The organism is Lautropia dentalis (assembly GCF_003892345.1).
GTDB classification, from domain to species: Bacteria; Pseudomonadota; Gammaproteobacteria; order Burkholderiales; family Burkholderiaceae_E; genus Lautropia; species Lautropia dentalis.
Genome location: NZ_RRUE01000001.1, coordinates 462997 through 480588 on the forward strand (window position 1 = coordinate 462997; position 17592 = coordinate 480588).

Annotated in this window: 14 protein-coding genes; 13 read left to right on the forward strand and 1 reads right to left on the reverse strand. The window is 63.5% G+C overall.

From position 1 onward, the window contains the following. The first annotated feature begins 114 nt into the window (after positions 1–114). From xsc to EHV23_RS01825, 10 genes are all read left to right on the forward strand, one after another. Positions 115–1938, forward strand: a complete 1824-nt coding sequence (xsc, locus tag EHV23_RS01780) for a sulfoacetaldehyde acetyltransferase (RefSeq protein ID WP_238990233.1) — start codon at positions 115–117, stop codon at positions 1936–1938. A 265-nt stretch (positions 1939–2203) separates the two neighbouring features. Then, the gene (gene pta / locus EHV23_RS01785; RefSeq protein WP_238990234.1) at positions 2204–3235 is read left to right on the forward strand and encodes a phosphate acetyltransferase; all 1032 of its coding nucleotides are present in this window, start codon (positions 2204–2206) and stop codon (positions 3233–3235) included. Between the two features lie 214 nt (positions 3236–3449). Then, complete coding sequence (locus EHV23_RS01790) at positions 3450–4508, forward strand: RpnC/YadD family protein (protein WP_125094450.1); 1059 nt, start codon at positions 3450–3452, stop codon at positions 4506–4508. 133 nt (positions 4509–4641) lie between these two features. After that, positions 4642–5862, forward strand: a complete 1221-nt coding sequence (locus EHV23_RS15135) for a YeiH family protein (RefSeq protein WP_158615787.1) — start codon at positions 4642–4644, stop codon at positions 5860–5862. A gap of 142 nt (positions 5863–6004) precedes the next feature. Then, entirely contained in the window at positions 6005–7720 is a 1716-nt protein-coding gene (locus EHV23_RS01800) for an NAD(P)/FAD-dependent oxidoreductase (protein WP_238990235.1), read from the forward strand. An 84-nt stretch (positions 7721–7804) separates the two neighbouring features. Next, positions 7805–9088, forward strand: coding sequence for a TRAP transporter substrate-binding protein (locus EHV23_RS01805; protein WP_238990236.1), 1284 nt, complete (start codon positions 7805–7807; stop codon positions 9086–9088). A 248-nt stretch (positions 9089–9336) separates the two neighbouring features. Continuing rightward, entirely contained in the window at positions 9337–10023 is a 687-nt protein-coding gene (locus EHV23_RS01810; protein WP_238990237.1) for a TRAP transporter small permease, read from the forward strand. Next, positions 10013–11356, forward strand: coding sequence for a TRAP transporter large permease (locus EHV23_RS01815; RefSeq protein WP_125094452.1), 1344 nt, complete (start codon positions 10013–10015; stop codon positions 11354–11356). Before EHV23_RS01810 ends, EHV23_RS01815 begins: the two co-directional genes overlap by 11 nt. Before the next feature lie 550 nt (positions 11357–11906). Further along, a complete protein-coding gene (locus tag EHV23_RS01820) occupies positions 11907–14102 on the forward strand; it encodes a TonB-dependent siderophore receptor (RefSeq protein ID WP_158615788.1) in 2196 nt (731 codons plus the stop codon). A gap of 219 nt (positions 14103–14321) precedes the next feature. Next, entirely contained in the window at positions 14322–14663 is a 342-nt protein-coding gene (locus EHV23_RS01825) for a TfoX/Sxy family protein (RefSeq protein WP_158615789.1), read from the forward strand. On the opposite strand, the gene EHV23_RS01830 is transcribed toward EHV23_RS01825, so the two are convergent. After that, positions 14664–15122: a universal stress protein gene (locus EHV23_RS01830; RefSeq protein ID WP_125094455.1), complete on the reverse strand. Its 459-nt coding sequence runs from the start codon at positions 15120–15122 to the stop codon at positions 14664–14666. It lies immediately after the preceding gene. 192 nt (positions 15123–15314) lie between these two features. Between EHV23_RS01830 and EHV23_RS01835 the strand changes: the two genes are divergently transcribed. The 3 genes from EHV23_RS01835 to EHV23_RS01845 are packed head-to-tail and all read left to right on the forward strand — an operon-like array spanning position 15315 to position 17588. Then, positions 15315–16253, forward strand: a complete 939-nt coding sequence (locus EHV23_RS01835; protein WP_125094456.1) for a helix-turn-helix transcriptional regulator — start codon at positions 15315–15317, stop codon at positions 16251–16253. Continuing rightward, positions 16250–17050 carry a hypothetical protein gene (locus EHV23_RS01840; RefSeq protein ID WP_125094457.1) on the forward strand — a complete coding sequence of 267 codons (801 nt, stop codon included), beginning with the start codon at positions 16250–16252 and terminating at the stop codon, positions 17048–17050. The genes EHV23_RS01835 and EHV23_RS01840 overlap by 4 nt, the downstream gene beginning before the upstream one ends. Beyond that, positions 17037–17588 (forward strand): BREX protein BrxB domain-containing protein, encoded by a 552-nt coding sequence (locus tag EHV23_RS01845; RefSeq protein WP_125094458.1) that lies wholly within the window; start codon positions 17037–17039, stop codon positions 17586–17588. Before EHV23_RS01840 ends, EHV23_RS01845 begins: the two co-directional genes overlap by 14 nt. Positions 17589–17592: the final 4 nt, after the last annotated feature.

The window sequence follows — 17592 nt, forward strand, 5'->3', positions numbered from 1 at the left end:
GCACAGGATAACCAGGGAGCCTCAACGTGCCGAAGGACTTTTGCGGAAGTTCCCAAAGGGGTTTCACGGGAATGAATGAGTACATGACACGCGCCAAAGGCGGCAGGAGAAAACATGGCCAATAAAGCAGATGACCGGAAAAATCGCCAGGCGGTGCAGGGCGTGCAGCGCATGACGCCCTCGGAGGCTTTTGTGGAAACCCTGGTGGCCCAGGGCGTGACGGACATATTCGGCATCATGGGCTCAGCCTTCATGGATGCGATGGATATTTTCACGCCGGCGGGCATCCGTTTCATTTCCACGGTGCACGAACAGGGGGCCGGCCACATGGCCGATGGTTATTCCCGCGCCAGCGGACGGCAGGGGGTGGTGATCGGCCAGAATGGTCCGGGCATCAGCAACTGTGTCACGGCCATTGCAGCGGCTTACTGGGCGCACAGCCCGGTGGTGATCGTCACACCCGAGGCCGGTACGCGCACCATGGGGCTGGGCGGCTTTCAGGAATGCAACCAGCTGCCCATGTTCCAGGAATTCACCAGATATCAGGCCCACGTCAACCACCCGGCGCGCATGGCCGAGTACACGGCGCGCGCCTTCGACCGTGCGCTGTCGGAGCTGGGGCCCACGCAGCTCAATATCCCGCGCGATTATTTCTACGGTGACATCCAGACCGAAATCCCGCAGCCCATCCGGGTGGAGCGCGGTGCCGGCGGCCGCGAAAGTCTCGACCGTGCCGCCGATCTGCTGGCGAACGCGAAGTTTCCGGTGATCGTCTCCGGGGGCGGGGTGGTGATGGCCGATGGGGTGGATGCCTGCCGGGCGCTGGCCGAACGGCTGGGCGCTGCCGTGGTCAACAGCTACCAGCACAACGACAGCTTCCCGGCCAGTCACCCGCTGTGGTGCGGACCGCTGGGCTATCAGGGTTCGAAGGCGGGTATGAAGCTGATTGCACAGGCCGATGTGGTGCTGGCGCTGGGCACCCGGCTGGGGCCGTTCGGCACGCTGCCGCAGCACGGCATGGACTACTGGCCGAAGGATGCACAGATCATCCAGGTGGATGCCGATCACCGGATGCTGGGGCTGGTGAAGAAGATCTCGGTGGGCATCTGCGGCGACGCGAAGGAGGCGGCGCTTGCGCTGCTCGACCGTCTGCAGGGCCGCACCCTGGCCGGTGATGCCACGAAGGCCGAACGCGCAGAGAAAATCCGCGCCGAAAAGGCGGCCTGGGAGCAGGAGCTGGATGCCTGGACGCACGAGACCGACCCCTACAGCCTCGACATGATTCGCGAGCAGCAGGGCGAGACTCCCTTCAGTGGCGGCCAGTACCTGCATCCGCGTCAGGCGCTGCGCGAGCTGGAGCGGGCATTGCCGCCGGACGTGATGGTGTCCACCGACATCGGCAACATCAACTCGGTGGCGCACAGTTACCTGCGCTTCGAAAGGCCCCGCAGCTTCTTTGCGCCGATGAGCTTCGGCAACTGTGGCTACGCCTTCCCCACCATCATCGGTGCCAAGGTGGCGGCCCCGCACCGGCCGGCCGTGGCCTATGTGGGCGATGGTGCCTGGGGGATGAGCTTTGGCGAGATTCTCACCTGCGTGCGCCACGACATTCCGGTCACACCGGTGGTGTTCCACAACCGGCAGTGGGGGGCCGAGAAGAAGAACCAGGTGGACTTCTACAGTCGCCGCTTCGTGGCGGGCGATCTGGAGAGCCCGAGCTTTGCCGGCATCGCGCAGGCCATGGGCGCCGAGGGCATCGTGGCCGACCGGCCGGAAGATGTGGGGCCTGCGCTGAAGAAGGCCATCGACCTGCAGATGAACCACGGCCGGACCTGCATCGTCGAGGTCATGTGCACCCGTGAGCTGGGCGACCCGTTCCGCCGCGATGCGCTCTCCAAACCTGTGCGGTATCTGGAGAAATACCGGGATTACGTCTGACAGGCAACCGGTACCGGCTGACGCTGCCCGTGTCACGTGCTCATGCGTGCCGAAGCGCCGTCGCCTCGTCCCGCGTGCCCGCAGGGAGGCGAGGGTACGACTGAATGCATGGCGCGCCGGCGGCAACGTGCTGGAGGAACGGGCTGGGGGATAACCCTTTCACCGGGGGATATCCCGGGGTGTTGCGGGGCAGCACCATGGGCGCTGGCGGGCAGGGGCTGCAGTAATATGGGCGCTCTTTCGTCTTCACTGCAGAGGTAACGCCATGACCGCACTCGCCTACACCCCGGACCTCTCCCTGCCGGCCCTGCTGCAGGGCATCCAGCAGCGCGCCAGTGCGCTCAACCGGCACATCGTGCTGAGCGAACCCGATGACCCGCGGGTGCTGCGTGCCGGCGTCGAGGCCCTGAAGCGGGGTGTGGCGCACATCACGCTGGTGGGCAGCCGGGCGGCCGTCGAGGCCTGTGCCCGGCAGGAAGGGCTGTCGCTGGAGGGGCTCACGCTGCGCGATCCTGCCACCGATCCCGAAACCGCCGCGCTGGCCCAGCGCCTCGTCGAGCGCCGCCAGCACAAGGGCATGACCCCCGAAAAGGCCCAGACCGAAATCCAGAAACCGCTGGTCTTTGCCAACATGCTGGTCACCGAGGGCAAGGTGGATGGCTCGGTCTCGGGCGCCGTGCACACCACGGCCGACGTGGTGCGCACCGCCATCCAGCTCATCGGCCCGGCGCCGGGCAGCAAGCTGGTCTCGAGCTTCTTCCTGGCGGCGCTGGACAAGCCGCATCACCCGATCCAGGGTGGCCTCATTTACACCGACTGTGGCCTGGTCATCAACCCCTCGTCCGAAGAGCTGGTGGACATTGCCCGTGCCGGTGCCCAGAGCGCCCGCCAGCTGCTGGGCGAGGAACCGCGCGTGGCCCTGCTCTCGTTCTCCACGGCCGGCAGCGGCGGCCATCACCCGGACGTGCTGAAGGTGAAAAAGGCCGTCACCCTGCTGCGTGAGGCCGACACCGGCCTGAAGGTGGACGGCGAGGTGCAGTTCGACGCGGCCATGGTGCCGTCCATTGCCAAACGCAAGCTGCCCGATACCCAGCTGGAAGGCCGCGCCAACGTGCTGGTGTTTCCCAATCTGGATGCCGGCAACATCGGCTACAAGATCACCGAGCGCATCGGCGGCGCTTTCATGGTCGGCCCGCTGCTGCAGGGCCTGGCCAAGCCGGCCAACGACCTGTCGCGCGGCTGTGACACGCCCGACATCGTCAACGCCATTGCCGTCACGGCGCTGCAGGGTGGGTGATGATGAACAGATTCCGGCTGATCTGATCACCAGAGCGCGGCTGACACGAAAAATGCTGGGGGTGATGGTGCACAGACTCCGGCTGATCTGACCGACCGGCCTAATTGGTTTGACCTAACCCGTCTGGCCATCGGCGTGACAGGTTCCTCGCCGCCCATCGCCATCCCTGCTGCAATGCCCGGGTTGTTTTCCTTCAACCCACGAGGCATTCCTCATGACAACCGACAACGATGGGCCGCGGGCATGCCCGCCACCCTCACCGGGTGACGGTGCTGGCAAGGACACGCCCGGTGCCGGGCGCAGCATCGTGCCAGCCGGCGGCTCCCGCACAAGGCGCATCAGCCACGACCAGTACTTCAAGTCACTGATCACCCAGTACCCCCGGCAGGCGCTGGCCCTGTTCGACCCGGCGCGCTTTGCATCGCTGGATGAGAGCGTCATCATCACCCCGCTGCGGCAGGAGCTGCCGCCGGACCGACTGGGCGAGCGCTTCTTCGAGCTGGACATTCCGCTGGAGGTCCGCTGGCCAGACGGTTCGCGCGAGACGATGGTGATTCTGATCGAGCATCAGACCGTCCCCAGCCGGTTTCGCATCAAGAAGCTGCTGAAGTATTACGTGACCCTGTCGGAGGTTCTGCATACCGACATCATCACGCCGATCGTCATCTTCCTGCGTGACGGGCGGGGCATTCCCGCCCGGCTCGACATGGGGCCGCCGGAGAGGCGCTACGCGTTCTTCGACTACATCCCCGTGATCCTGCCGCGCTGGAAGGCCATCGAGCACCTGGGCACGGACAATGTGGTCGAGCAGGTGCTGCTGACGACGATGTCGCGCAAGGGCCAGGACAAGGTGCTCATTCTGGGGCAGGCCATCCAGGCGCTGCTCCGGCTGGAGAAGAACATCGACAACCAGTTGAACTTTGAGCGGTTCATCCGGACCTACGCGCCGCTTGACGCCGAGGAAGAGCGCCGGTACAACAAAACCTATGCAAAGGAGGTCGCACACATGATGAGCGTACGGGAAGAAGTGATCAGTAGCGTGCGGGAAGAGCTGGAGCGGAAGGGCGAGGCTCGTGGCCGGCTGATCGGCCGTGAAGAAGGCAGAGGGGACGGCCAGCGCCATACCCTGGCCAGGCTGCTGGCCAGACGCTTCGGGCCTCTGGATGCCGAAACCGGGAAGCGCTTGGCCGCGGGTACGCCGGAGCAGCTGGACCGGTGGACTGATGCGTTTCTGACGGCAGGTTCGCTGGAGGAGGTATTCCGGTTGCAGTGAATGGCTGGCCGGTTGCGCGACACGTGCCATGGACGAATGAGTTCATGGCACGTGTCGCGCAAGAAGTGCTGGAACAGGTATTGGTTGTTCCGGGTTGAACCAGATCGGCTCATTCGTTTCTCAAGGACTCGACATGTCTGCCAGTTTGAACCCCCGGCCGGCATCAGACGGTGCCACTGGGGGTGGGGGGATCGCGGGGCGGTATCTGCCCGGCATCATGCTGTCGCTGGTCATTGCCGTGGCAGCCAGCTTCGTGTCGGAGCACTATGGCGGGCCAAAGTTCCTGTACGCGCTGCTGATCGGCGTGGCCTTTCACTTCCTGTCGGAAAATGATCGCTGCCGGCCCGGCATCGAGTTCAGCGCCAAAAAGCTGGTGCGTGCCGGTGTGGCGCTGCTGGGGGTGCGCATCGTGGTGTCCGACGTGTCGGCGCTGGGGCTCTGGGGCATTCTGGGGCTGGCCGGTGCCGTGGTGTTCACGCTGTGCTTCGGTGTGCTGATGGCCCGGGTGCTGCGCGTATCGCCCATGTTCGGGCTGCTGTCGGGTGGTGGCACGGGCATCTGCGGCATTTCGGCCACCATGGCCATTTCGTCCACGCTGCCGCAAAGCCCCGAAAGCGAGCGCTGCACCTTGATGAGCGCCATCGGCATTGCCAGCCTGTCCACGGCGGTGATGGTGCTGTACCCGCTGTGGGTACGCTGGTTCGGCATGACGGTGCCCGAGGCGGGGCTTTTTCTGGGTGGTTCCATCCACGACGTGGCCCAGGTGGTGGGGGCCGGCAGCATTCTTTCTCCGGACATTGCAAAGGCTGCCACCCTGGCCAAAATGTTCCGCGTGGCCATGCTGGTGCCGGTGGTGCTGACGCTGTCACTGGTCTTTCGCCGGACGGTGGCTGCCGAGGCCGGCATGGCGCGGCCCCTGGCCGGAGCCGTGCCATTGCAGCAACCGCAAATACCGGAACCTGTGACAACGGGCGCAACAGGGGCAACGGGCGCAACGGTGGCATCGGTGGCATCGGTGGCATCGGCCGCGCCGGCAATGGTACCCGCTGCTGCACCGCAGGGCGCATCCGGCACGTCGGCTGCGTCCGCCAGACGCCCGCCCTTGTTGCCGTTCTTTCTGGTGATGTTCGTGCTGCTGGTGACGGTGAACAGTCTGGGGCTGATCCCTCCGGCTGTGCAGCACGTGGCCAGTGACCTGTCCGGCTGGGCGCTGGTGGTGTCCATCTCGGCGCTGGGCATCAAGACCTCTTTCGAAAAGATTGCCGCCCTGGGCTGGCGTCCGATTGCGCTGATGGTGGCCGAAGCGCTTTTTGTGGCCGCATGGATGATGATGGTGGTGATGCTTATGCGTTGATGCTATTGATAAAGCTGCGTGAACCGGGCTTTCAGGTCTGAAACTCACGCAGCGTTTTTATTTATGCGCAATGGGCGCAAACGGTGCTCTGCTCCGCATTTATAGTGACGTCTTCAATCGCGACACCCGCAGGAGATGTACCGTGGAACAGGCAATTGGCAGATTTGGGGCAGAGGCCCATCCGCTCACAGGCGCAGCCGCAGCGCGCCCCCGCAGGCGCAGCACACAGGGGGGCGCAGCCGGTCATGCGGGCATTGCCGCACGCGACATGGGCGACCAGACGCCTGCAGCCCGGCCAGGGACGGCAGGCGGCCATGGCAGCATTCACGGGGCCGGCGGACATGGGGCCGTTCGTGGCGCAGAAGGACACGAAGCCGTTCACGGTGCCCACGGACATGGATCCGTTCATGGTCGCGGCGTAACGTCCGGCGGTGGCCCCGAAGGGGAGCATGGCGCGCGGCAACCCTACAACCCGACCTACGATCCATTGGTACATCCCACACCGGGGCATGGGCAGCAGTATTCGCCCACCTACTGGATCGACACGGCCGGTACCCCGCCGCAGGACGACGGCCCCATCGACAGCGACCGTGATGTGGATGTGGCCATCATCGGTTCCGGCTTCACGGGGCTGAGCACCGCCATTGCGCTGGCACAGGAGCATGGCATTCGTGCGGTGGTGCTGGAGGCCAACCGCGTGGCCTGGGGCTGCACCACCCGAAATGGGGGGCAGGCCCAGTGCGCCTCGGGCAGGCTGAAGCGTTCGGAATGGATTGCCCGCTGGGGGCTGGACACCGCGCTGGCCCTGCATGCAGAATGCGTGGACGCCATGGATTATTTCCGTGCGCAGATAGCGGACATCGACTGCGATGCGCAGCCCGGCGGCCACCTCTACATTGCACACCGCCCGCAGCGCATGCCGGTGCTGGAAAAGGAGGCGAAGCTGCTGCGCGAGACCTTCCATTACGATGCGCAGATTCTGGATGCCGACACCCTGCGCGGCCAGTACATCGACGATCACGAAGCCGCCGGTGCCATGCACGAACCGGAAGGCATTGGCGTTCACCCCGCCAAACTGGCCTTCGGTTATGTCAGAAAAGCCCGGGCACTGGGGGTGAAGGTCCATCCCGCCAGCCCGGTACTGGGCTGGGAACGGCAGGGTGAAGGTGCCAACGAACGTCATCTGCTGCGCACACCGGGCGGTGTGGTGCGTGCCCGCGTAGTGGGGGTGGCCACCGGTGGCTACACGTCGCAGACGCTGAACCCGCAGCTGAAAGACCGGATCATGCCCATTCTGGCCAATTCCATCGTGACGCGGCCGCTGGCACCCGCCGAAATCGAGGCCAATGGCCTGCGTACGTTCCAGATCATCACCGACACACGGGTGCTGCGACACTACTACCGTGTGCTGCCGGACGGCCGGCTGCAGATCGGTACGCGCAGCGCCATTACCGGCAGTGACGCCACGGCGCCCCGGCACCTGGACCTGGTCCGTGCCGGCCTGGCCCGGAAGTTTCCCGGTCTGCGGGATGTGGACATCGATTACTACTGGTGGGGCTGGGTGGACGTGAGTCACGACATGATGCCGCGCATCGCGCAGCCCGATCCGCATTCGGCCCTTTACTACGCGCTGGGCTATGGCGGCAACGGGGTGTCGTACTCGGCCCAGGCAGGTCGGCGGCTGGCGCAGCACATTGCTGGAAAAACGGCCGATGTACCGAAACTGCCCATTTTCGAGGGGGCACTGCCGTATCCGGATTTTGCCGGCCTGTTCAACGCCCGGTGGCTGGCCCCGTTCCGGCGGCTGGGCCAGTGGGGGCTGTATCACTGGTATCACCTGAAGGACGAGCGGCTGTAATCCGGGCTGCACATGGCTGGCCGGGCGCGACGACAGACGTTGTGCCCGGGACCGTACATGAAAGGCAGGACAGGGAGCGCAAACATGGAAAAGCGAAAAGCCGAAGGGCAGACAATGAAAGGGCAGGCGATGCAGGACGCTGCACAGGACCGGACGGCTGTCGCGCAGACGATGGGCGCCCCCGGCGCATTCCCGAAAAGGCGGCGCAGGAACAGGCGGATCGGCCTGCTGGCGCTGCTGGGCGCCGGCATCGTGGGCATGGGGGCGGCGGCCATGGCACGTGCACCTGCAGTCGCCGGCGCACCGGAAAACGTGCGGATTTCACGCCCGGCACAGGAGGCACGGGAGACCCACACCGCATCTGCAACATCCACGGCGTCGAGTGCATCCAGGACCACCGTGGCAGCCGAGGCGAATGGTGGTGCGGCAGCGGCAGGCGCACACGTCGTGACCTTCAAGCTGGCCATGGGCGATGCGCAGGGGGGCACACAGTGGGAGCTGGCCAAAGCCTTCCGCACGGCCTTCGAGCGCAGGACCGGGGGACGCGCACGGGTGACGGTGTTTCCGAATGGCCAGCTGGGCAGCGAAGAAGATACGGTCAACAATGCCGCACTGGGCACGCTGTCGCTGTCGGTGCTGGCCATCAACAATCTGGCGCCATTCTCGCCGTCGCTGGGCGTGCTGACGCTGCCGTATGTGATTCGCAGCGCCGACGAGGCCCGCACGCTGGTGGAAGGTGACATCGGCCACCAGCTCGTGGAAAACACCGTGCGCGATGCGCAGGTGCGGATCGTCGGCTGGGCGTTTTCGGGGTTCCGGGTGCTGACCAGCTCGCGCCGGCCGGTGGTGTCACTGGAAGATCTGCAGGGGCAGGTGATTCGCGTGCCCAAGAACCGTGTGATGATCGAGACCTGGCGGGCCTGGGGCATCAACCCCTCGCCGCTGGCCTGGTCCGAAACCTTCACGGCCCTGCAGCAGCGCGTGGTGGACGGGCAGGACAACCCCTACACCACGGTGGCTGCCATGCGCTTCGACGAGGTGCAGAAGTACATCACGCCCATCCATTACCTGTTCTCGCTGGAGCCGCTGATCGTCAGCGAGGCCGTGTTCCGCAAACAGTCTCCGGAGGTGCAGCAGGCGCTGCTGGATGCCGGCCGCGAGGCCACGGCACACAGCTTCCGCTACCTGCAGGAGACCGAGCACAAGGTGCGTGACCAGCTGCAGGCCCGCGGCATGCAGATCGTGCAGCCGGCCGATGGTGAGCGGAAATGGATCGAACTGGCACAGAACCAGGTCTGGCCAAAGTTCTACGACGCCGTGGGCGGGCGCGAACGGGTGGAAGCCACCCAGCGGGCGCTGGGACGGTGAACCCGGGCCTGTTGGCCCGTGTGCGTGAGGTGGTGATGGACGGGTTTGCCAGTTCATCTTCGCATGACACGTACCACCTGCCTGTGTGAGGTGGCGATGCCAGAGGAACCGCGGAAAAGATGAAAAACCATGATGACGACCCCGGTCAACACAACGACCCTGGTCAACGCAGCGGTCCCGGTCAGCATAACGGCCCCGGTCAGCACAACGGTTCCGGTCAACAGGTCCGCCGGCATGGTGCCCTGTGGGTGCTTGACCAGGCAGAGGAATTCATCTGCGCCGTGCTGCTGGTGGGCTTCGTGTCGCTGCTGTTTGCGCAGATTGCCAGCCGGCTGCTGTTTGGCTACACCATCCCGTGGGGGGACGAGCTGGCCACGCATCTGTTCGTGTGGTTTGCGTATTTTGGTGCCGTGGTGGCGGCCAAACTGTCGGCACACAACCGGGTGAGCTTTCAGTTCGGGTTTTTCCCGCCGGTGGTGAAGAAGGTGTGCGAGTCACTGGCCGATCTGCTCTGGGTGGCCTTCAACCTGTACTTTGCCTGGCTGTCGGTGGACTTCGTGTTTTTCCGGATGAACCGCTTCTGGCAGTCGCAAACGCTGGGCCTGCCCATGTCGTATTTCTATGCCGTGCTGCCGCTGGCCTTCGTGCTGATGTCGGTACGCATCGTCATCAACAACTGGCGCACGCTGGTGCGTGGCGAGGTGCTGCTGGATCCGGAACAGGCGCAGGTGGTGCAGGCATCGAAGGTGACGCATGCATCGAAGGCGACACACGCATCGAAGGCAGTACACACATCGAAGAAAACGCACGCATCGAAGGTGACGCACGCGGAGCATGATCCTTTGCCGCAACGGATGACGCATTCACGGGAGGGGCAACAATCTGCCCAGCCAGGGCCGTCCAGGACTGCAGGGAGGGATGACCATGGAAAATGATCTCGTGCTGGTCATTTTCGGCAGCTTCCTGGGCCTGCTGCTGCTGGGGGCGCCCATCGTGGTGGCACTGGCCGCGTCGGCGCTGGCCGGCTACTGGACGCTGGGTATCGATCCGATCTCGATGGTGCAGACCGCCTATACCTCGGTGGGGTCATTCCCCCTGATGGCCCTGCCGGCCTTCGTGCTGGCGGGGGCGCTGATGGAGGCAGCCGGCATTTCGCGGCGTCTGGTGGATATTGCCGAGGCGCTGGCTGGACCGGTCACCGGCGGGCTGGGCATGGCTACCGTGCTGGCCTGCGTGTTCTTTGGTTCCATTTCCGGATCGGGGCCGGCCACCACGGCCGCGGTGGGCATGCTGATGGTGCCGGCCATGACGGCGCGCGGTTACGACCGTGCCTATGCGGGCGCCGTCACGGCTGCGTCGGGTGGCATCGGCATCATCATTCCACCGTCCATTCCCATGGTGATCTTCGGCATTTCGGCCATGGGCCTGCAGGTGCCGGTGGAGGCCGTGCAGAAGCATGGCGAGTTTGCCGGCCTGTCCATTCCCAAGCTGTTCATGGCGGGGGCCATACCGGGACTGGTGATGGCGCTGGCGCTGATCGTCATGAATGCCGTCATTTCGCGGCAACGCGGTTACCGGGGGCTGACCGATACCTGGCGTCTGCACACACTGCTCACGGCGGTGCGGCAGGGGGTGTGGTCACTGGTGGCACCGGTGATCATCCTGGGTGGCATTTATTGTGGGCTGTTCACGCCCACGGAGTCTGCCGTGGTGGCCATTGCCTACACGGTGCTGGTGGGGGTGCTGCTGCACCGGGAAATGACCTGGGCAAAAGCCCGCGATGCACTGCGTGCCACCACATGGATCACCGGGCGGGTGCTGCTGATCCTGTTTGCGGCCACCGTGTTCGGCCGGCTGCTGGTGGAAGAGGAGATTCCCGCCCGGCTGGCCGGCATGCTGCTGGGCCTGACCGACAGCCTGAACGTGGTGTGGCTGATCCTGATCGGCCTGCTGCTGTTTGTGGGCATGTTCATGGAAACGCTGGCGGCCATCATGATTCTGGTGCCGGTGCTGATGCCCATCATGTACATGCTGGGGGCCGATCCCACCCATGTGGGCGTAGTGGTGATCTGCGCGTTGTCCATCGGCTTTCAGACCCCGCCACTGGGCGAGAACCTGTTCGTGGCCTCGGGCATCAGCGGCATGACGGTGGAGCGCATCGTGGCGAAGGTGCTGCCCTTCACGCTGGTGAGTGTGATGGCACTGCTGCTGATTGCCTATGTGCCGGAGCTTTCACTGTGGCTGCCGCGGGTGATGGGGTATAAGTGAATATTGGGGGACCGCCGCGTGTCGGGATGGCGTTGGGTGTTGGGGAGGAGGGGCTATGGACAGTGTCGCGTGTTATATTGTTGTAACGCGGCAACATTGCGCCGGATAGATGTATCTTCAGATTGCAGTTGCGTAACGCAAACATAGAATTTTGGCGGTAGTGCGTGTGACTCTCAATACGCACTGTGCTGCTGCGGCCCGCTGACCCATCGTCTGCCGGCCTCTGCGTGCGGCGCCGGCTGTCGCGTTCTGGCTTGTGCGCTCTGCCGGCTGCTGCGCCGTCGCATTGCTGGCTTGTGCGTTCTGCCGGCTGCTGTGCCGTCGCGCTGCTAGCCTGTGCATTCCGCCGGTTGCTGCGCCATCGCTCTGCTGGCCTGTGCATCCTGCCGGCCGTTGCCCGGCCGCGTTGCCCGTCTGTCACGTCCGGCCGGCTGCGAGCACTGGTGTCTGGCTGCAGGCAGCCCCTCCTCCTCCCTTCCTGTACAAAGGCTTATCCATGGCATCCCTGCCTGTCCGTTTTATCCGGTCACGTTCCCTTGTCCGTTCCGGCATGCTGCTCCCGCTGCTGGCTGCCGCTTCGTTTGCCCACGCCCAGGAGGTTGCCGATGCCGGTGAGGCCGGCGACACCGCCCTCGGCGAAGTGATCGTGGTGGGCAAGGTCAAGACCGACAAGACCGAGAAGAGCAATTCCTACACCACGTCGATGATGAGCACGACGACGGGGCTGGAGCTGTCGTCCCGCGAGACGCCCCAGTCGGTGAGCGTGGTGATGCAGAAGCAGATGAAGGATCAGGGGATCAGCCGGCTTTCCGACGCCATGCGCCAGACCACCGGCATCAACGTGGTGCAGGATTCGACCCGCACCCGCTTCCAGTCGCGTGGCTTCTACATCGACCAGATCGAGGAAGACGGCATTGCCTCGCAGGTGCCGGGTTCGGCATCCAACCCGTACCGCAGCGCCAGTACGCTGACGGACATGGTGGTGTACGACCACATCGAGGTGCTGCGGGGTGCAGCCGGCCTGACGCAGGGTAACGGCGAGCCGGGCGGCACCATCAACGCCGTGCGCAAGAAGCCCACGGCCAGACTGCAGGCCAACGCCATGGCATCGGCGGCGCGCTGGGACCGTTACCGTGTGGAAGGCGATGTCTCGGGGCCGCTGAACGACAGCCGCTCGGTGCGAGGCCGCCTGGTGATGGCCGGAGAGAAGGACCGCTCCTTCAAGGACATCGTCCACGGTGATCTGGGCGTCATCTACGGTGTGGTGGACGCCGACGTGGGAGACTCTGCCCTGGTGACGGCTGGTGTGGTGTACCAGCGCGAAAACGACATGCCGGACCCGTTCGGTGTGCCGATGGGTGAGGGGAGGACGGAACTGAACCTGCCGCGGGCCACCTATCTGGGTGCGGCGTGGAACGACACGAAAACCACCAAGCTCAACCCGTTCGTGGAGTTCGACTACTACCTGAACGACGACTGGAAGTTCAACGCCAAGCTGAACTATATCGACACCAAATCGGACCAGATGTTCGGCGCGCTGGCCAATCTGGGCAGCCGTTTCACGGGGGTGGGTGCCAACGGCCTGCTGCCGGTGAACAACCTGCAGCAGTACAACAACGATGGCAAGGATCTGGGCTTCATGGCCCGGGCCACGGGCAAATACGAACTCCTGGGACGCAAGCATGACCTGTTCGTGACACTGAGCGCTTCCACGCAGAAGGAAGACTCGCGCTGGCGCCGTGTGACCAACAGTACCCAGTACAACATTTGGGGCTTCGACCATGGCGTCATTGTCAACCCCGACTGGAACGACTACAGCCAGCTCAACCTCAATGCCACCTACCACAACGAGGTGAAGCAGCATGGCCTGTCACTGGGATCGCGCTTCAACTTCACGGATGCGTGGCACCTGCTGGCCGGCATGCGCTACGCCGGCGTGAAAACCAGCGGAAATTCGTACTTCACCTGGTTCAACGGTGCGGCGGACAACGACTACACCGCCAGCCGTGTGGTGAACAAGAAGAAGGTTTCGCCTTATCTGGGGCTGACCTGGGACTTCAGCGGCACCTCCAGTGCCTATGTGAGCTGGACAGAAATCTTCAAGCCGCAGAGCAGCGTGGACGCCAGCAACAACGTGCTGAAGCCGGTGGTGGGCCACAATGCCGAAATCGGAACCAAATCGTCCTTTCTGGATGAACGCCTGAACCTGTCGTTTGCCCTGTTCCAGATTACGCAGACGAACCGTGCCATGACGGTGGCCGGCCAGCGCTATTCGGTGCCGGAAGGCAAGGTCCGCAGCCGGGGCTTCGAGGTGGAACTGTCGGGTGAAGTGACCCCCGACTGGAACGTGTTTGCCGGTTATACCTTCAACCGCAGCAAATTCATGCGTACCGAAAGCACCACGTACAGCTATGGCACCAATTTCAGCAAGCACACGCCGAAGCACATGCTGCGTGCCTACACCAGCTACAAGCTGCCGGGTGAGCTGAACCAGTGGTCGGTGGGTGGCGGCTTCGAGACGCAGAGCGACATCGACAGCCTGGGCAGTGTGCCGCAGGGTGGCTACACCATCTGGAATGCCAACGTGCATTACGACATCGACCGGAATTTCCGCGTGAGCGTGGTGGGGCGCAACCTGACCGACAAACGCTACTACCTGCCGCAGAAAACTCGCTACCCGGGTGGCAACAACTTCTTCGGCGAGCCGCGCAACCTGATGCTGCAGGTGCACTGGAAGCTGAATTGAACCGCGCTGAACTGGAGGGGCGGGCACTGCCATGATGTCCGGTGCCGCCCATCCCTGATCGACATCAGACGCAGCGCGATCAGGCGTTCAAGGTGTACCGCTGTCTGGGTGTGATGCCGCCCAGTGTCATGTATGGGTGTGGCGGCAGGCACATTTTCACCGGACCGTGGCTCCGTGCGTATCATTGGGGTGACCCGTGACACGAACGGAGCCTTTTTCATGGCCTATGATGAAATCCTTGCCCAGCGCATCCGCGAGCGGCTGGAGAGCATTCCCAGCTACCGCGAGGTGAAGATGTTCGGCGGCCTGTCCTTCATGCTGGATGGGCACATCGTGGCCTTTGCCAGCCGCAGCGGCGACATGATGGTGCGCTGCCCGCCCGAAGACGAGGAGCGCCTGCTGGCCGAGGCCGGAGACACGGCACAGCCGGCCCGCATCGGAAACCGGAAGCAACAGCAGAAGACCACCGGCTGGATCACGGTACGGGCCAATGCGCTGACCGAGCCCGTATTCGACCGGTGGCTGGACATTGCGCTGGACTACAACCAGCGCGCTGGATGATCAGCCCTTGCTGCCGTCCGTGCGAACCAGCATGACCGGAACCGGCGCGATGCGGGCCACCTGCTCGGCATCGCTGCCCAGAAGCAGCCGGTCGATGCCACGGCGGCCGTGCGTGCCCAGGATGATCAGGTCGCAATGCTCGTCCTTAGCCTGCTGGACGATGAGCTCCGAGACACGGTGGTTGCCGCTCTCCACCACGTGCGCAGCTACCGACAGACCGCCGTCACGCAAGGGCTTGGCCGCCTTTTCCAGCAGGGCACGGGCCGTGGCCAGGAAGTGCGGCCGCACCTGCTCGACATAGACCTTCGGGCGCTCGTAGCCGTTGCTGTAGTGCATCTCCTCGACGATGGAGAGCAGGATGATGGAGGCGCCGCTGAGTCTGGCCAGCGCTTCGGCGTGTCTCAGCGCCAGCTGAGCGGTGGCGCTGCCATCCAGGGGGACCAGAAGTTTCTTGTACATGGTTTGCTCCTGCCTTGTTGCCCTTGGGGGTCGTCTTGGTTCTATTGTAAGAGGGGGAGGGGTAAAGGTTGTGGTTATCAATATGCGACGTATATACGAACCACAATGGTCTTGTAGACGGACTCTGAGGCAGGCCATATACTTTGCAAGATAGTCCGAATAGGCTTCGCTGACCCGGATCAGTTAACCAGGATGTTGAACGAACAGCTTGCAGGTCTAACCCAGCCACAACGTGATCGGCTTGCGTTCGTGGAGTTGCGCGTGCGCTTCTTGGGGGAGATACGCCGTCAGGACTTGGTTGCGCGGTTTGGCATCCAATCCGCTGCCGCCTCCAGGGATCTATCGCTGTACAAGGAGTTGGCGCAGGGCAACATCGACTACGACTCCAGGGCCAAGTCGTACGTCCTGGGGGCGAGCTTCACTCCCATCTTCGACTTCCCCCAAGAGCGGGTGCTGTCGTGGCTGACACAGGGTTTTGGTGATGGTGAGCCGATGCTGCTCAAGGCCTGGGTGCTTAGCGAAAGCCCTTCCAGACTTACGCATCCAGATCTGGATGTATTGGCAAGTGTGACCCGGGCTATTCACCAGGCGTGTCCGCTTGGTATTGAGTATCACTCCATCTCCAATGGGCGCACCGAGCGGGAGATTGTCCCGTTCGCGTTGATCGACAACGGTTTACGCTGGCATGTCCGTGCCTTCGATCGGAAGTCCAGCGAGTTCCGGGATTTCGTCATGACCCGGATCAAGCGTCCTGTTGTGCTTAAGGGACACCCAGTGGCGCCCCACGAGGTGAGCGATCAAGATATCCAATGGACCCGCATTGTCGAACTGGAGCTGGTGCCGCATCCGGATCAACCTCGGCCGGAGATCACCGAGATGGATTACGGCATGCAGGGCGGCGTGCTGCGAATAAAGCTGAGGGCGGCCACTGCAGGTTATATCTTGCGCCAGTGGGGCGTGGACTGTTCTCCGGACCACAGCCTGCGCAGCCTTGAACACCGACTTTGGTTGAAAGACCACTTGGCAATTTACGGTGTTCATAGCGCTGTTTTGGCGCCGGGGTACCGATCTTCTGATCAACAACGGCTTGAAGTCGATGCAGAATTAACTCCAAGACTGACTCTAACGTGAACGTAGAAGATAAACACAAGATTAAGTTGGAGCGACTCGGGTTTAGTTATGAGCGCGGCGGCGTCCATACCGCCCGAACGATGATGCTCGCCGAGCTGCGCGCCCTGATGTCCTTTGTGGACGCGGCAGACGCGGCCAAGCCCGACTACCTGGAAGCCATTCAGACTGCCAATTGCCTGGGCAAGCGCTCGGGCAAGACGCGGACGCTGACCTTCCGGCACCTGGCCGACCTCTATGCGCTCGATCCCAACTTATTGGTGTTTCGTGCCCTGCGGTTCTTCTGGCAACGCGATGTGGATGGACAGCCGCTATTGGCAGCGCTGTGCGCCTACTCGCGTGACCCCCTGCTTCGGGCCACGGCTCCCTTTGTCTTGGGCTTCCAGGAAGGGGCCACCGTCACCCGCGAGGCGATGGAGGAGTTCATTGATGCGCAAGAGCCGGGGCGCTTCAGCAAGGCCACGCTCAAGTCCACTGCACAGAACATCAATTCGTCCTGGACCCAGTCAGGTCATCTTGCTGGCCGAGTCCGCAAGGTGCGGGCCCGTGCTGTGGCGACGACAGGTGCGGTGTCATTGGCGCTGCTTCTGGGCTACGTCAGCGGTCTGCGCGGCGAGTCGCTACTCAAGAGCGACTTCACCCGGATGCTCGACTGCTCGTTCGAAAAGACGATCGAGTTGGCCGAGGACGCCTCTCGCCGGGGCTGGATCTCGCTCAAGCGCGTCGGCCAGGTGGTCGAGGTGCTTTTCCCGAACCTGATCACTTCGCAGGAAATGGAGTGGCTCCGTGAGCAGAATTAAGCGTTTGACCCAGTCCTACAGCAAGTACGTGGCTGTCCCATGGCGCGATGACGCCGCTGCCGCCCAGCGCGTCATTTTCTGCGTTTACCACGAGACGGAAGAGCTGCGCCTGCGGGCCAAAGTCGACGAGTTCGAGATCGCAACCCGCGCGGCGGGCCATGACTGGGCGTTGTTCGACTTGACCAATTCGTTCCCGAACTGGCTGGCCTCCCAACGGTACGCCAAGAGCTACTTCCAAAAGCCCAATCTGCTGTCCACGCTGCTGCCCAAGTACCTGAGCTACATCGAAGCCGAGTTCGAGACCTTCCTGCAAGACAAGAACGTCGGCGAAGAGTTTGTCGTGGCGCTCCAAGGCGTGGGCTCTCTGTTCGGCTTCCTGAAGGTCAAGGAGGTCGTGGACAAGCTCGCTCCCAAAGTGAAGGGCCGTCTGCTTGTGTTCTTCCCTGGCAGCTACGAAGACAACAACTACCGCTTGCTGGATGGGTACGACGGGTGGAACTACCTCGCTGTACCGATCACCGCAGACAAAGAATTCTGACTTA

Coding starts and splice junctions, on each gene's coding strand:
- xsc (WP_238990233.1), top strand. CDS start 115: ATGGCCAATAAAGCAGATGACCGGAAAAATCGCCAGGCGGTGCAGGGC.
- pta (WP_238990234.1), top strand. CDS start 2,204: ATGACCGCACTCGCCTACACCCCGGACCTCTCCCTGCCGGCCCTGCTG.
- EHV23_RS01790 (WP_125094450.1), top strand. CDS start 3,450: ATGACAACCGACAACGATGGGCCGCGGGCATGCCCGCCACCCTCACCG.
- EHV23_RS15135 (WP_158615787.1), top strand. CDS start 4,642: ATGTCTGCCAGTTTGAACCCCCGGCCGGCATCAGACGGTGCCACTGGG.
- EHV23_RS01805 (WP_238990236.1), top strand. CDS start 7,805: ATGGAAAAGCGAAAAGCCGAAGGGCAGACAATGAAAGGGCAGGCGATG.
- EHV23_RS01815 (WP_125094452.1), top strand. CDS start 10,013: ATGGAAAATGATCTCGTGCTGGTCATTTTCGGCAGCTTCCTGGGCCTG.
- EHV23_RS01820 (WP_158615788.1), top strand. CDS start 11,907: ATGCTGCTCCCGCTGCTGGCTGCCGCTTCGTTTGCCCACGCCCAGGAG.
- EHV23_RS01825 (WP_158615789.1), top strand. CDS start 14,322: ATGGCCTATGATGAAATCCTTGCCCAGCGCATCCGCGAGCGGCTGGAG.
- EHV23_RS01830 (WP_125094455.1), bottom strand. CDS start 15,122: ATGTACAAGAAACTTCTGGTCCCCCTGGATGGCAGCGCCACCGCTCAG.
- EHV23_RS01835 (WP_125094456.1), top strand. CDS start 15,315: ATGTTGAACGAACAGCTTGCAGGTCTAACCCAGCCACAACGTGATCGG.